Source organism: Acinetobacter piscicola (assembly GCF_002233755.1).
GTDB classification, from domain to species: Bacteria; Pseudomonadota; Gammaproteobacteria; order Pseudomonadales; family Moraxellaceae; genus Acinetobacter; species Acinetobacter piscicola.
On the sequence record NZ_NIFO01000004.1, the window covers coordinates 179,403 to 192,526 of the forward strand.

The window sequence follows — 13,124 nt, forward strand, 5'->3', positions numbered from 1 at the left end:
GACGGTTATCCTGTTTCAGGATTAACCTGAATCGCTCTTTGTAAAATAAGATAAAGCTGGTCTTTTAATTTTAATTTTTTACGTTTGAGTTGTTCAATGTCTGTATGAATATGATTAATGGGATCAAGTTCAAGTTGGCTAATTTCACGATCTAGTTGATCGTGATCTGTCAAAAGTTTGGCAAAATGTGGATCTTCTTGTTTTAAACTACACATCAGCTCTCTGTGTTCAGGAAACATGTGTTTGAGCTTTTTATTCATTAGCTTGGAATTCATAGTAGCACGTCACCTCTTGTAAAAGATTTTAATCGATTAGCAAAAACAACTTAGCAAAACATCAAGAATAAGCCGCTGATCATGACAGGTTAAATATTAACCTGTCACTAGCTATTAACAATTTGAAATGAATTAGTGCGATTCAAAGTGAAAGTGTTTGGCTTGTTTGCGTAATTGTTGAACTTCGTCAATTAAATCCATCATCATTGCGACAGCAGAAAGACTGGCTTCAAAGTCTCGTTGTAGACGGTAGGCACGGCGTGCACGTGAAATGTCTTCACCAAAAAATTGATGGATTCTTTCTTCAGGGCGTGCGGGTAATATTTCATATTCAAGAAGTTGTAAAATCCATTCAGGGCTTTGACCGCATGCTTGCGCAAAGTGTCGCAGATCTAGGTTTAAATTTTCATCAACGATTTCTGCATCCTGATAACCGTCATAGACAATCTCACGATATTGAATAGTTGTCATGATTGCTCTCCTTTGACATTGTTAATTTGCATACAGCTTTATGAACGAGGATTAAAATGTGAGAAAGCATCGGCAAAGTCTTGGTAAGCTTTTTGCTGTGTTTCGCTTTCTGCTTTTGGATATACAATATTAATCACCAAATACAAATGTCCTGGTGTTTTATTCGGTATACCTTTGTCTTTTAAACGTAACTGTTGATTATTTTTGGCATTTTTAGGTACAGTGACTTTAACTTTCCCGGCTGGTGTATCTATTTCGATACTTTGTCCTAAAGCCGCTTCCCAAGGGGTGACATCAACTGTGTAATACACATCTGCACCTTCAACACGGATACGGTCTGTATCTTGATATTGAATTTCGATGTATAAATCACCATTTTCTCCACCATTAACCCCTGTTTGGCCTTGTTTAGAAAGGCGAATTTGTTGTCCTTCTTTCATTCCTTTTGGGATTTTAACTTGTAAAGTTTTACGTTGAACTTCAGGTTCGCCGTAGGCATTATAGGTTGGAATTTGTAGCGTAATACTTTGTGTCGCACCCTCATATGCAACATTAATCGGCACTTCTATACTTGCGTGTTGGTCTTCGCCTTTATAGCTTCTTTGTTGTCTAGAACTGCGTTGACCAAAATCATGTTGTTGACCACCGCCAAAACCTCCACCAAAACGACCAAATAAATCTTCAAAGCCACTAAAGTCTTGAGCATTTTGATAATACTGCCCATCACCGAATCCACCTGAGCCTTGTCCTTGCCCAAATCCAGCAAAACTTTGTGGATGTTCTAACTCAAAGTCGTATTGTTTTTTCTTTTCTTCATGACTGAGTGTGTCATAAGCCACATTGATGGCCTGCATTTTTTCTTCGGCATCGGCTTCTTTACTCACGTCAGGATGATATTTTCTTGCTAATTTGCGATAAGCCTTTTTAATTTCATCGGGGGTTGCTGTTTTAGCGACACCTAGTTCTTCATAGAAATTTTTTGCCATATTTAAAGTCATTATTTGTTTAGCTTTATTCTATTTTTATGCTTTTTTTGAACAAGATGGAAGAGGCGATTGGTGTTGTTATTGTTTCAAAAGTTATCTATTGGAGAAATTGAATGGGGGATTTAGATCCCAAGAAACTTGATGGCTTATGCGTAGCGGAAAACAGTCTATATGTTGAGGTATTGGATACTCTAGTCCGAAATAAGTTTTTTAATTCAACTTATTTCGGAGTCAAAGCATTCATTGATTAGCTTAAATGCTCACCGAAGAGATCCAAGGATTCTTTGGCTGTGAATTGATATTTCTTATTACAGAATTGGCAATCCATTTCGATTGGATTTTGGATTTCTAGTGTTTCTTTTACAGCATCTAGGCCAATTTGAATTAAAGCATTTTTGCATTTATCACGTGAACATGTGCAATTAAATTGCAATTGTTCAACTTCTGGTAAACGCACTTCTTCTTCGTTATATAAACGGTATAGAATTTCTTGTGCACTTAAATCCGTTAATTCTGCAGTTTTAAGTGTTTCTGTGAGCATGGTTAATCGAGGCCACAAGTCTTCATCTACACGTTGTTGTTCTTCTTCATTATTACGTGGTAATAATTGAATCAGTAAACCACCTGAACGCTGTGCAGAACTTGCCAAAACAATTCGAGTTGGAATTTGAGCAGATAAATCATAATATTGCATCAAGCAACCTGCCAAAGTCGGTTGGTCTAAAGCAACAATCCCTTGGTAACGCTCACCAAATTCAGGTTCGATATTGATAAATAAAATGGGTTTAATCAAAGCAGATAACACAGCTCGGCTGTCTTCGCCTTGCATAAAACGAGGATCTTCTTCGTAATCTGCTAAAGCACGAACATCACCGAGATGATTACATTCAGCCATTGCCCATTTAAATGTGCCTTCAGCTTGAATTTGTAAGCTGATACGTCCCTTGATTTTTAATGTACTGGCTAATAATGCGGTTGCACTGAGCATTTCACCTAAAAGGATTTGCACAGCAGGCGCATAGCTTCGTTGTGCCAAAATCGTTTGTAGTGCTTCTTCCAAATGCACAACTTCACCACGCACAGGACTATCTTCAATATAAAAGCGTTGACGTAAATCAGACATAAAATTCTCCAAATCCCTGCTTAGATGGTGACGATATTTTAAATCACAAGTTTCATCTTATTTAAAAATCATTTTATAAGAAAAAACCTGTTTTTTTATAAGGGTGAATTGTCGTTATCTCGTGTGACATTGATCCGATCCTGATCGTTATGTGAAGCTTGAACACGTTCAAGCCCTGATTCATCTTGATTTGGATCATCTTTAAATTTACTTGGATCTTGAGTCGAAGCTTGGGTATCGCTCTCAAATAAATGTTCAAGTTCTGACAAGAAATTCTTGTAACTTTCAAACACCTTTTGTTCATCTGCATAAATATGCTGCTGTCGAGATAAAAGCTCCTCATCGTAGTTTCGAAATAACTCAATACTGTTGTAGGCATCAGTTTTAGAAACACCCAATTCACATAGCATGCGATAGCCCATACCGAGTGAGGTTAGATAGGTTTCACGCCAAATATGCTTAACACCTAAATCACGTAATAAGTGTGTATGGTGACGATCACGTGCACGAGCTAATAATGTTAGATTTGGATAATTCAAGCGAATATGGCGTGCAACATTCATTGAATCTTCAACATCATCTATTGCTAAAACAAAAACTTTAGCATGTTCAATACCTGCCGAACGCAATAGATCAGGCAAAGTCACATCACCATAATATAATGTTCCACCATAACGGCGAACAAAATCGATTCTTTGTAAATTGTTATCAATCGCCGTAAATTTAAAATGTTGCACACGTGCTAAACGCGCAACAATTTGTCCAACGCGACCAAAACCTGCAATGATTAACGCAGGGTGTTGATTGGGAATATCATCATATTCAGGTTCAATTCCTTTATTCAGCAAGGGAACAATTTTATTATTCACCAACCAGAAGAAGATCGGTGTCATTACCATAGAAAGTGTGACGACTAAAGTAATCGGTTCTATGATGGCTTGAGTAAGGACTTTTTCACTTTTAGCAACATTGAGTACCACAAATGCGAATTCACCGCCTTGAGCCAAACACACAGCAACCATAAAACTATTTGACCAACTCATATTTTTAAGGCGTGCAATGATTAACATCACCAATGCTTTGATCAAGATCAAAGCAAGTGCTCCACCGATAATCAATAACGGCATATCAACAATTAAAGACAATTGTGTGGTCATACCCACAGTCATAAAAAATAGACCGAGTAATAAGCCTTTAAATGGCGCAATACTGGCTTCTAATTCATGACGGAATTCTGAATCTGCTAATAAAACACCCGTGAGGAATGCGCCTAGTGTGGTGCTTAATCCGATAAAATCCATCAGTAGAACAACACCGAGGACAATGAAAAGTCCAACCGCTGTAATCAGTTCTGTTGCTCCACTGTTCGCAACAAAACGGAAAAAAGGGCGCATCACATAACGGCTGAATAAAAATAAACCTGTGAATGTCGCAATGATCGCTGCAAAGTAAGCGACGCCGTGATGAGTAGACTCACCACCTGCCAGTATGGGAATGATTGCAAGTAATGGAATTGCTGCAATATCTTGAAAAAGTAATATTGAGAAAGATTGCTGACCATGCGTGGTATTGAGTTGTTGTTTTTCTGCAAGCAGTTGCAAGACAAACGCTGTAGAAGAAAGAGCAAGGGCAAATCCAATCACGAAGCTTGCAGAGAGAGACTGTTGGAGAAGCAGATATGCTATTCCCATCAGGACCAGTCCTGTTACAACGACTTGCAATGTTCCCATAACAAAAATGGATTGGCGCATTTCCCAAAGCCGCTGCGGACGAAGCTCTAGACCAATCAAAAACATCAGTAGAATCACACCAAATTCGGCAAGATGCATGATCTCTTCAGGATCATTGGCAATATTAAATACGCTAGGGCCAAGTATGATTCCTGTAAATAAATAACCGAGTACTGTGGCAATCCCGAATTTTTTACCCAAAGGAACCAGTAATAGAGCTGCACCAAGGAAAATGGTAATTTGTAATAACAGTGACATCCATGCGCCTTTTGTCTTTCTCTTCTATCGAAATTGTAACTTGGTTTTGTGACCGATTTTGAGCTATTTATGTGGTAATTTTCTTTTAAATCCAGCTGTGATCGCTATCTTTGGAAATGAGTTCTAAATCATTCTTATGCAAAAACAATACTAATCTGCTAACTCAATTCTTGAGGATCGACATCAATCGTCAATTTCATATTCGATGGTTTTTGATGCAAAAGGTTTTGCCACCATTGGCGAATATAGAAATGCATTTTTGCACGATCTTGAGATAACAATACAACATGCGCTTGGTAACGACCTGCTTTACGCTCCATTGGAGCAGGAATTGGCCCCCAAATATCAATCAAATTGTCTTCAGAAGTTTGTCTGAGTAATTGTGTCATTTCAGTGAGAAATTTTAGATTTTCATCCTGATTTTTAGATTCGCAACGAATCAAAATGGCATAACGGCAAGGTGGTAATAAAGCGACTTGACGATCTTTTAAGGTTTGTTTGGCAAATGCACGATAATCTTTTTCAATTAAAGTATTTAACAGTGGATGATCTGGGCGTAGTGTTTGTAGATAAACTTCGCCTTTTTTGTCACCACGTCCTGCACGCCCTGCAACTTGAATGATCAATTGTGCAGTACGCTCAGTCGCACGGAAATCAACACTCAATAAACCCGCATCTACATCTAAAATAGCCACCAAAGTCACGTAAGGAAAATGATGTCCTTTGGCAAGCATTTGTGTGCCCAGTAAAATAGTGGGTTCACTTTTTTGAATCTGATCATAAATGCGTTGCCAGCTTCCTACCCGACTAGTCGAGTCGCGATCGACTCTAAGCACAGGGAAGTTTGGGAAAAGTTCATTTAATGTTTCTTCAACTTTGGCAGTACCCATTCCAATCGGTTTTAATTGGGTGTGATTGCACTTAGGGCATGCATCAGGTAAGCGATTAATTGTGCCACAATGATGACAATGTAAATGCTGATAAGGTTTAAGGTGTAAGGTGAAATGTGCATCACAATGTGGGCAATTGGCTTGCCAACCACAACTTTCACAAATGAGAACAGGTGCATAACCACGTCGATTTAAGAAAATTAAAACCTGTTCTTTTTTCTCTAAACGTTTTCTAATTTCAGTGATTAAGGCATCACTTAGACCATTTTGTTTTTTAGCGACTTTTAAATCAATGATATGCATCTTAGGCATGACCGCTGTGCCTGCACGCTGATTTAACTCGATACGTGTCAGCTTTTCTTGGCGCGCCAAATAATAACTATCAATACTTGGTGTCGCAGAACCTAAAATGATCGGGCAGTTTTCAAGATGCGCACGGTACATGGCGACATCACGTGCATGATAGCGAAAACCTTCTTGTTGTTTAAATGAAAGATCATGTTCTTCATCTAAAATAATTAAGCCCAAATTGGGTAGGGGCGTATAAATTGCAGAACGTGTTCCAAGAATAATAGAAGCTTTTCCAGTTTGTGCATGTTGCCAAGCTTGTAAGCGTTTAGTGTCGTTTAAACCTGAATGGAGTAGCGCAATATTGCAGTGAAAGCGTGATTGAAAACGGCTAATGGTTTGTGGGGTTAAACCAATTTCTGGTACTAAAACAAGAACTTGTTTGCCTTGTTTAAGCACTTCGTGCATGACTTGTAAATAGACTTCTGTTTTACCGCTGCCTGTTAAACCATCCAATAAAAAGGCTTGGTATTTATTCTGCGCTTTTAAAATGGTTTGAATGGCTTTCTTCTGGTCTTCATTCGGTGTTAATGGCATTTGCGCCAATTGCACAGGTTCAGGTTTGAAATTTTGCTCTTCTAAATCACAACGGACGATTTCTTTTTTCTCAAGTGCTTTCAATGTTGCTGTTTCAATACCACTTAAATTAAGAATATTTTCATGCGTACCTTGAGGGTGTAATTTTAGAATTTTATATGCTTCTTGTTGTTTTTCAGAACGTTTTACTTTGTCTTCAGCATTTAAATCCAAAACTTTCCACATTCTTGCTAAAAGATTGTAGGGTTTGCCTTGACGCAATAATGTAGGTAAAGCTGTTTGAATGACCTCACCTATTGGAAATTGATAATATTGCGCAGACCATGTCAGTAAACTTAAAACTTTACTGTCTAAAATCGTTTGATCATCTAATAACTCAGTAATGAATTTGAGTTTGAAATGTGAGTCTATAGGTTCATCCAATGCAATTTTTTTGACAATGATACCCACAAGATTTTGCCTGCCAAAAGAAACGGCAACACGTGCTCCGATTTCTGCTTGAGCATATTGTTCAGCACTGACTTGATAGTCAAAACAGTCGTTCAAATAAACAGGAACAGCAACCTGAATACGGTGAATGTGTTGTGGCGTATCAATTGTGTTCGGCATATATAATATTCAATGGCTCAGTGATGAAATTGTATCGTGTACAGATTCGGCTTATGTTAGAGTGTGATCATCATTTATAGACATAAATATGAATGATTTTTAGGGTTTGACGCAACAGCGTAATCAAAAAATTTTGGAAAACTAGAGCATAATAATGCCAGCATATCAGTTTACTGCGATAGACACTTCTGGAAAACAGCAAAAAGGTGTGTTAGAGGGAGATTCAGCACGCCAGATTCGCCAACAATTACGGGATAAAGAACTTATTCCTGTAACTGTAGATGCTGTTGAGCAAAAAGACAAAAACAAAACTTCAGGGTTATTTCAGCGCAAATTTTCTGCCTATGATTTAGCCCTTATGACACGTCAGCTTTCCGTGTTGGTTGCGGCTGCTATTCCATTAGAAGAGGCGTTACGTGCTGTGGCTAAGCAAAGTGAAAAAGCCCATGTACAAAACCTATTGCTTTCAGCACGTTCTAAAGTTTTGGAAGGGCATTCTTTGGCTCAAGCGATGCAACAAACTGGAAGTTTTCCAGATTTATACATTGCAACAGTGGCGGCAGGTGAGCGATCAGGGCATTTGGATTTAATCCTGGATCAATTATCAGACTACACCGAAAATCGTTTTGCGATGCAGAAGAAAATTCAAGGTGCAATGATTTATCCGATCATTCTCATGCTGATGTCTTTTGCGATCGTCATGGGCTTAATGACCTATGTGGTTCCAGATATTGTCAAAACATTTGATCAGAGTAAGCAAGCATTGCCGTGGATTACTGTTGCTCTAATGAAAGCCAGTGAGCTGATCCGCCAAGCTTGGCCATTTATGTTGGTTGCCAGCGTGGTCGGAATATTTCTATTAATACGTTTTCTGCGTACTTCAGCTGGGCATTATGCTTTTGATCGTTTAACACTCAGATTGCCATTATTCGGTAAATTATCGCGTGGTATAAATGCAGCACGATTCGCGAGTACCTTGTCTATTTTGACTCAATCTGGCGTACCTTTGGTGGATGCATTGAAAATTGGTGCAGCAGTCAGTAGCAATTGGGTGATACGTGATGCTGTAAATATCGCGGCAGAGAAAGTCACAGAAGGTGGAAACCTAGCAACTCAATTGGAACGCTGTGGTTACTTTCCACCAATGATGGTACAAATGATCAAAAGTGGTGAAGCTTCTGGTGAATTAGATCGAATGTTGAGTCGAGCATCGGATATGCAAGATCGTGAAGTATCTTCATTTATTTCAACCTTACTGGCTTTATTAGAACCTTTAATGTTGGTTTTCATGGCGGGTATTGTTTTGGTTATTGTGATTGCGGTGATGTTGCCAATCGTCAATATGAACAATATGATCTAAGCGGACGATATTTTATTATTTTTATAACGAAATTTGAGAGAGATTTTGGATGCAACGCATGTTAAATAAAAGCAAACAGTCAGGTTTTACATTAATCGAAGTCATGGTTGTGATTGTGATTTTAGGTGTTCTTGCTGCTCTGATCGTACCCAACGTGATGGGACGTGGAGAAAAAGCCAAAGTAGATACCACTAAAATTACTTTAAAAGGTGTTGCTGGTGCTTTAGATCAATATAAGTTGGACAATGGACATTATCCAAATGCCCAAGAAGGTGGTTTGGATGCATTGGTAAATCAGCCTGCAACGGCTAAAAATTGGTTACCAGGTGGTTATGTCAAAGGTGGATATCCAAAAGACAGTTGGGAAAATGATATTCAATACGTGATTCCAGGTTCTGAAGGTCGTAAGTTTGATTTATATTCTTTTGGTGCGGATGGTAAGGAAGGCGGTGAGGCAAATGATGCAGATGTTTATTATCAGCCATAATTAAAGATTATTTTAGAATTGTTTTATAGTATTAATCACCTCGCTTAATCGAGTTAATAAATGTTGAGCGAAGTGATAATCTTTCTTATTTAATTAAAACACTTAAACTAATGAATATATTGAATTTTTTATAAATATGTTATTTGAGAGTTATAATAAGAATTATTCCCATATTTAATAGTTACAAGAAAGTTAAACTAAGGATAAAAATAGACTTTTTATTTAATAGAAAGCTTGCATAATAGATTCTAAGGTAATTTGAATTACTAAGGAGAACGTGATGAAAGCATTATTATTATCAGATGAAATCAGCCAGTTTCATTGGATGATGCTGAAATCTGTTCTTTTAATTTTGAGTCTATTACCCATTAGCCAGTTTTTTCTTGATATTTGGCAAGGCGCAGATGCCAGCAGTCAGATCATGATTGGTTTTATGGCCATTAGTGTATTTAGTGCATTAACGATTTTAAGTTTTTATAGCGCTTTAAATATAACGGTTGTGCATTTAAAAACTGAATTCTCATCGTTATTAGAACAATACTTCGTTAAGATTTACCGTTATGTTCCAATGCTATCTTTAGCATCTATGTTGTCATATTTAGCAACACAGATTTAAGCTCCTGCTGATCTAAAAAACCGAGGATATCTTCGGTTTTTTGTTTGTTTAGCGTAGATTATTTGAAAATATCAGCAGTTTCATCCCATGTTGGTAGATGTTGATAATCTATCGAATTCATATAAGTTTTTTCCCAGTTTGCTTTTGAACTTAAGCAGAAATTTAGATGTTGGGTCGGATAAATTTCATCGTCAATAAGTCCTAATGGAATCCAAATAAAATTGGTGTGTCCAACTTGATTTGGTACAGGTGAGCCGCATTTCTTACAAAATGATGAAGTAAAACCTGTGTCTTTCTTATATGTAGAAATATTGTCTTGACCAGTAAGCCATACAAAGTCATTTGCTTTAACTAGTGTTGCATGGTTGGCGTGTGTACCAGATTGTCTACGGCATAAACTGCAATGGCATTGGTATATTGCTTCAATTTTTTTATTGACCTGAAAATGTATTGAAGCACATAAACATTGTCCTTTTAGCATGATCTTTTGTCCGTTCTATGTGAAGTTGTTGTTATAAAATTTATTTAGAATAAATATCAATTCAAGATAAAAACATGAACGGTGAAACGATGCAACAGATCGAATGGAATGATTTTGTAAAAGTAGAATTACGTGTAGGGAAAATTATTCAGGCAGAGGTTTTTGAAAAAGCGCGGAATCCTGCTTATATTTTACAGGTCGATTTTGGTGAAGAGCTTGGTATTAAAAAATCCAGTGCTCAAATTACTCATCTTTATCAACCTGAAGATTTGATTGGGAAGCTTGTAGTCGGGGTGGTGAATTTTCCAAAAAAGCAAATTGGCCCAATTCAGTCTGAGTGTTTAGTTACAGGTTTTCATAATAAGGATGGACATGTAGCGTTGTGTGTACCTGATTTGGATGTGCCTTTGGGGACGAAATTACTTTAGTTTTTATTTAATCTCAATTCTGAATCGATCCTCTCGCCTTTAAAAAAGGAGAGAGGATTTATGTGAATTAACGTCTAGATTTAAAGCTAATATCAACTTTTTTAGGACGATAGATCCAACCTAAAATAAGTAACAATAAAGAGAAGCCTAGAATTGGCCAATCACTTAAACGGGTATATAAGGTTTCACCTTGCATGGCAGGTAATTCGCCACGAAGTACGGCCTTTTTGTCTACAGGTGCTTGCTTGACGATATGACCATTATGGTCAATAAATGCTGTCACACCTGTATTGGTTGCTCGAATAAACCAACGACCGTTTTCTTTAGCACGCATCTGAACCATTTGAAGATGCTGCAAAGGCCCTGCTGTACCTGTGAACCATGCATCATTGGAAACGGTCACTAAAAAGTCACTATTGATTGCATTACGACGTGTAAGATTTGGATAGGCAACCTCATAACAAACCGCTGCGGCTAGTTTGTGACCTTTAATATTAAAGGGTGTTTGATCGCTTGCACCGCGAGAAAAACCGCTCATTGAAGGATCATTTTGCAAGGCAGGAAGTACCCAACTTAATAGACCCGATAATGGGATATATTCACCAAATGGTACGAGGCGTTGCTTTTTATAAAGCCCAGAAGAATCAGCACCTGAAGCCATCATGCTGTTGTAATACATGGGGTAACCATTTTGTTGAGACTCTTTTAAGTCCCAATAGGGGATACCTGTGACCCACGCCGTTCCTGAATCTTTAGCTTGTTGATCCATAAGTTCCAAAAACTGCTCAATATCTGTTTGGAACAACGGTATTGAAGATTCTGGCCAAACAATCAGATCACGTCCCCATTCGGTACGGCTAAGATTGATATAGATTTCAAGGGTTTTAACTTGGTATTCAGTCAACCATTTTAAATCTTGCGGAATATTGCCTTGAATGAGTGAAACTGAAAGTGGCTTCTCTGCTTTGGGTTGCACAAAAGTGATATAAGAAGCACCCCATGCACCCAGTAATAACAAGGCAGATGGAACAATCCAAAACACTTTTTTATTGAGGATTTCAACCAGCGCGCTGGCAAGTAGAATGACCACAAAGGAAACGGCAAATACCCCAAAAAGAGGAGCGTAGCCATCTAAGAAACGTTCTGTAAAGGCATAACCTGCAAATAACCATGGGAACCCTGTAAATACCCATGTTTTAGACCATTCAAATAACACCCAAAGTGGTGCAAAGGTGAGTGGTGTTTCAGGAAAGAAACGACGATATGCCCAAGTTTGGATTGCAGTAAATAAGCCCATTAAAAGTGCCATGATGACAATCATTAAGACACTTAAAACGGCATTGGTATCGCCATAAACATGTATTGAAGTATAGAGCCAAAAAGCACCGACAAACCATAAGCCAAAACCATAACTCCAACCCAATGCAAAAGCTTGCTTAGGCGATTTTCCCTTTAAACATGCATAAAGCAATGCAGGGGACAAAATGGCTAACCACCACCAATAATAAGGTGCTAGTGCTAAGCTAAACACTGCTCCTGAAACCAGTGAAATGAGTAAGGGGAATATAAAGGGAAGCTGTGCTTGTTGTTGTGATGGATTTAGCAGTTTGTCGAAGTATGCTCTCATTTATGTACAGCTCGAATCAGATGAATAGTGCGGGCATCTGCTTCAATAATGGTGAATACCCAATCATCAAGCTCAATCACTTGACCTTGTAGATCACTCACTAAACCAATTTCTTGAAGCAATAAACCGCCAACAGTTTCTACTTCATCATCAGAAAAATCAGCATCTAAAACATTGTTGAAATGTTCGATTGGTGTAAGTGCTTGAACAAACCATGTGTTAGGTGTGTTATGCGATGTATCTGGAATAATAAATTGAGCTTCTTCATCGACATTGTCATGCTCATCTTCAATTTCACCGACAATCTCCTCTAGAATATCTTCTAGAGTGACCAGTCCAGCGGTTGAGCCATATTCGTCAATCACAATTGCAATATGCGTTTGTGTATTCTTCAACATTCTTAAGACTTGATCTGAACGAGCGCTTTCTGGAACAAATAAGGGTTGGCGCATTAAAGAATGTACATCTACTACAGATGAACGATCCGTTAAAAAGGGTAAAAGATCTTTGGCTAATAAAATACCAACCACATTTTCAGGTTGGTCTGCCGAGAAAACAGGAAAGCGTGAATGCGCAGATTCAATAAGAATATCCAAAATATCTAATAATTGATCATCTTCTTGTAAGCTTACCATCGCCGTTCGTGGAGTCATGACTTCACGAATCTTGGTTGCAGGAAGGTCTAATACGCCTTCTAACATTGCCACTGTGTCAGGTTCTAAAAAACGACGTGAATCTTGTACTAATTTTAACAGTTCATCACGGGTTTCGGGTGCAGTACCTAACCATTTGCGTAAGCCACGCATTCCCCATGATGGGCCTGATTCCTCGTGCATGATCTTTCCTAAAGACGCTGAATATCTAATAAATGAATTTTTATCATACCGAAGAAAATGCA

13 protein-coding genes are annotated in these 13,124 nt (G+C 38.1%); 4 read left to right on the forward strand and 9 right to left on the reverse strand.

What is annotated here, in order from left to right; translation table 11 throughout:
- Positions 1–5: 5 nt before the first annotated feature.
- From CDA10_RS09220 to CDA10_RS09245, 6 genes are all read right to left on the reverse strand, one after another.
- Complete coding sequence (locus CDA10_RS09220) at positions 6–275, reverse strand: HP1242/YdcH family protein (protein ID WP_089605331.1); 270 nt, start codon at positions 273–275, stop codon at positions 6–8.
- A 132-nt stretch (positions 276–407) separates the two neighbouring features.
- A complete protein-coding gene (locus tag CDA10_RS09225) occupies positions 408–746 on the reverse strand; it encodes a chaperone modulator CbpM (protein WP_089605332.1) in 339 nt (112 codons plus the stop codon).
- 38 nt (positions 747–784) lie between these two features.
- A complete protein-coding gene (locus tag CDA10_RS09230; RefSeq protein ID WP_089605333.1) occupies positions 785–1,732 on the reverse strand; it encodes a DnaJ C-terminal domain-containing protein in 948 nt (315 codons plus the stop codon).
- A gap of 247 nt (positions 1,733–1,979) precedes the next feature.
- A complete protein-coding gene (hslO, locus tag CDA10_RS09235) occupies positions 1,980–2,855 on the reverse strand; it encodes an Hsp33 family molecular chaperone HslO (protein ID WP_089605334.1) in 876 nt (291 codons plus the stop codon).
- 95 nt (positions 2,856–2,950) lie between these two features.
- Positions 2,951–4,843 (reverse strand): monovalent cation:proton antiporter-2 (CPA2) family protein, encoded by a 1,893-nt coding sequence (locus CDA10_RS09240; RefSeq protein WP_089605335.1) that lies wholly within the window; start codon positions 4,841–4,843, stop codon positions 2,951–2,953.
- Between the two features lie 158 nt (positions 4,844–5,001).
- Entirely contained in the window at positions 5,002–7,227 is a 2,226-nt protein-coding gene (locus CDA10_RS09245) for a primosomal protein N' (protein ID WP_089605336.1), read from the reverse strand.
- Positions 7,228–7,381: 154 nt separating this feature from the next.
- Between CDA10_RS09245 and gspF the strand changes: the two genes are divergently transcribed.
- The 3 genes from gspF to CDA10_RS09260 all read left to right on the forward strand — a co-directional run bounded on the left by gspF (position 7,382) and on the right by CDA10_RS09260 (position 9,690).
- Positions 7,382–8,587, forward strand: coding sequence for a type II secretion system inner membrane protein GspF (gene gspF, locus CDA10_RS09250; RefSeq protein WP_089605337.1), 1,206 nt, complete (start codon positions 7,382–7,384; stop codon positions 8,585–8,587).
- Positions 8,588–8,645: 58 nt separating this feature from the next.
- On the forward strand, positions 8,646–9,074 hold the full coding sequence (gene gspG / locus CDA10_RS09255; protein WP_407640370.1) for a type II secretion system major pseudopilin GspG: 429 nt from the start codon (positions 8,646–8,648) through the stop codon (positions 9,072–9,074).
- A gap of 280 nt (positions 9,075–9,354) precedes the next feature.
- Positions 9,355–9,690, forward strand: coding sequence for a hypothetical protein (locus CDA10_RS09260; protein ID WP_089605339.1), 336 nt, complete (start codon positions 9,355–9,357; stop codon positions 9,688–9,690).
- Positions 9,691–9,748: 58 nt separating this feature from the next.
- Here CDA10_RS09260 and CDA10_RS09265 read toward each other — a convergent pair whose 3' ends face one another.
- Positions 9,749–10,171: a GFA family protein gene (locus CDA10_RS09265; protein WP_089605340.1), complete on the reverse strand. Its 423-nt coding sequence runs from the start codon at positions 10,169–10,171 to the stop codon at positions 9,749–9,751.
- An 89-nt stretch (positions 10,172–10,260) separates the two neighbouring features.
- On the opposite strand from CDA10_RS09265, the gene CDA10_RS09270 reads away from it, so the two are divergent.
- Complete coding sequence (locus CDA10_RS09270; protein ID WP_089605425.1) at positions 10,261–10,599, forward strand: tRNA-binding protein; 339 nt, start codon at positions 10,261–10,263, stop codon at positions 10,597–10,599.
- Positions 10,600–10,666: 67 nt separating this feature from the next.
- Here the strand turns inward: CDA10_RS09270 and lnt are convergent, their stop codons facing one another.
- Together lnt and CDA10_RS09280 are read right to left on the reverse strand one after the other, a co-directional pair.
- Complete coding sequence (gene lnt, locus CDA10_RS09275; RefSeq protein WP_089605341.1) at positions 10,667–12,226, reverse strand: apolipoprotein N-acyltransferase; 1,560 nt, start codon at positions 12,224–12,226, stop codon at positions 10,667–10,669.
- Complete coding sequence (locus tag CDA10_RS09280) at positions 12,223–13,062, reverse strand: HlyC/CorC family transporter (RefSeq protein ID WP_089605342.1); 840 nt, start codon at positions 13,060–13,062, stop codon at positions 12,223–12,225. The genes lnt and CDA10_RS09280 overlap by 4 nt, the downstream gene beginning before the upstream one ends.
- Positions 13,063–13,124: the final 62 nt, after the last annotated feature.

What these genes read in the sequence shown, in the direction of transcription:
- CDA10_RS09220 (WP_089605331.1), bottom strand. Translation starts at nt 275, where the DNA reads ATGAATTCCAAGCTAATGAATAAAAAGCTCAAACACATGTTTCCTGAA.
- CDA10_RS09225 (WP_089605332.1), bottom strand. Translation starts at nt 746, where the DNA reads ATGACAACTATTCAATATCGTGAGATTGTCTATGACGGTTATCAGGAT.
- CDA10_RS09230 (WP_089605333.1), bottom strand. Translation starts at nt 1,732, where the DNA reads ATGGCAAAAAATTTCTATGAAGAACTAGGTGTCGCTAAAACAGCAACC.
- hslO (WP_089605334.1), bottom strand. Translation starts at nt 2,855, where the DNA reads ATGTCTGATTTACGTCAACGCTTTTATATTGAAGATAGTCCTGTGCGT.
- CDA10_RS09240 (WP_089605335.1), bottom strand. Translation starts at nt 4,843, where the DNA reads ATGTCACTGTTATTACAAATTACCATTTTCCTTGGTGCAGCTCTATTA.
- CDA10_RS09245 (WP_089605336.1), bottom strand. Translation starts at nt 7,227, where the DNA reads ATGCCGAACACAATTGATACGCCACAACACATTCACCGTATTCAGGTT.
- gspF (WP_089605337.1), top strand. Translation starts at nt 7,382, where the DNA reads ATGCCAGCATATCAGTTTACTGCGATAGACACTTCTGGAAAACAGCAA.
- gspG (WP_407640370.1), top strand. Translation starts at nt 8,646, where the DNA reads ATGTTAAATAAAAGCAAACAGTCAGGTTTTACATTAATCGAAGTCATG.
- CDA10_RS09260 (WP_089605339.1), top strand. Translation starts at nt 9,355, where the DNA reads ATGAAAGCATTATTATTATCAGATGAAATCAGCCAGTTTCATTGGATG.
- CDA10_RS09265 (WP_089605340.1), bottom strand. Translation starts at nt 10,171, where the DNA reads ATGCTAAAAGGACAATGTTTATGTGCTTCAATACATTTTCAGGTCAAT.
- CDA10_RS09270 (WP_089605425.1), top strand. Translation starts at nt 10,261, where the DNA reads ATGCAACAGATCGAATGGAATGATTTTGTAAAAGTAGAATTACGTGTA.
- lnt (WP_089605341.1), bottom strand. Translation starts at nt 12,226, where the DNA reads ATGAGAGCATACTTCGACAAACTGCTAAATCCATCACAACAACAAGCA.
- CDA10_RS09280 (WP_089605342.1), bottom strand. Translation starts at nt 13,062, where the DNA reads ATGCACGAGGAATCAGGCCCATCATGGGGAATGCGTGGCTTACGCAAA.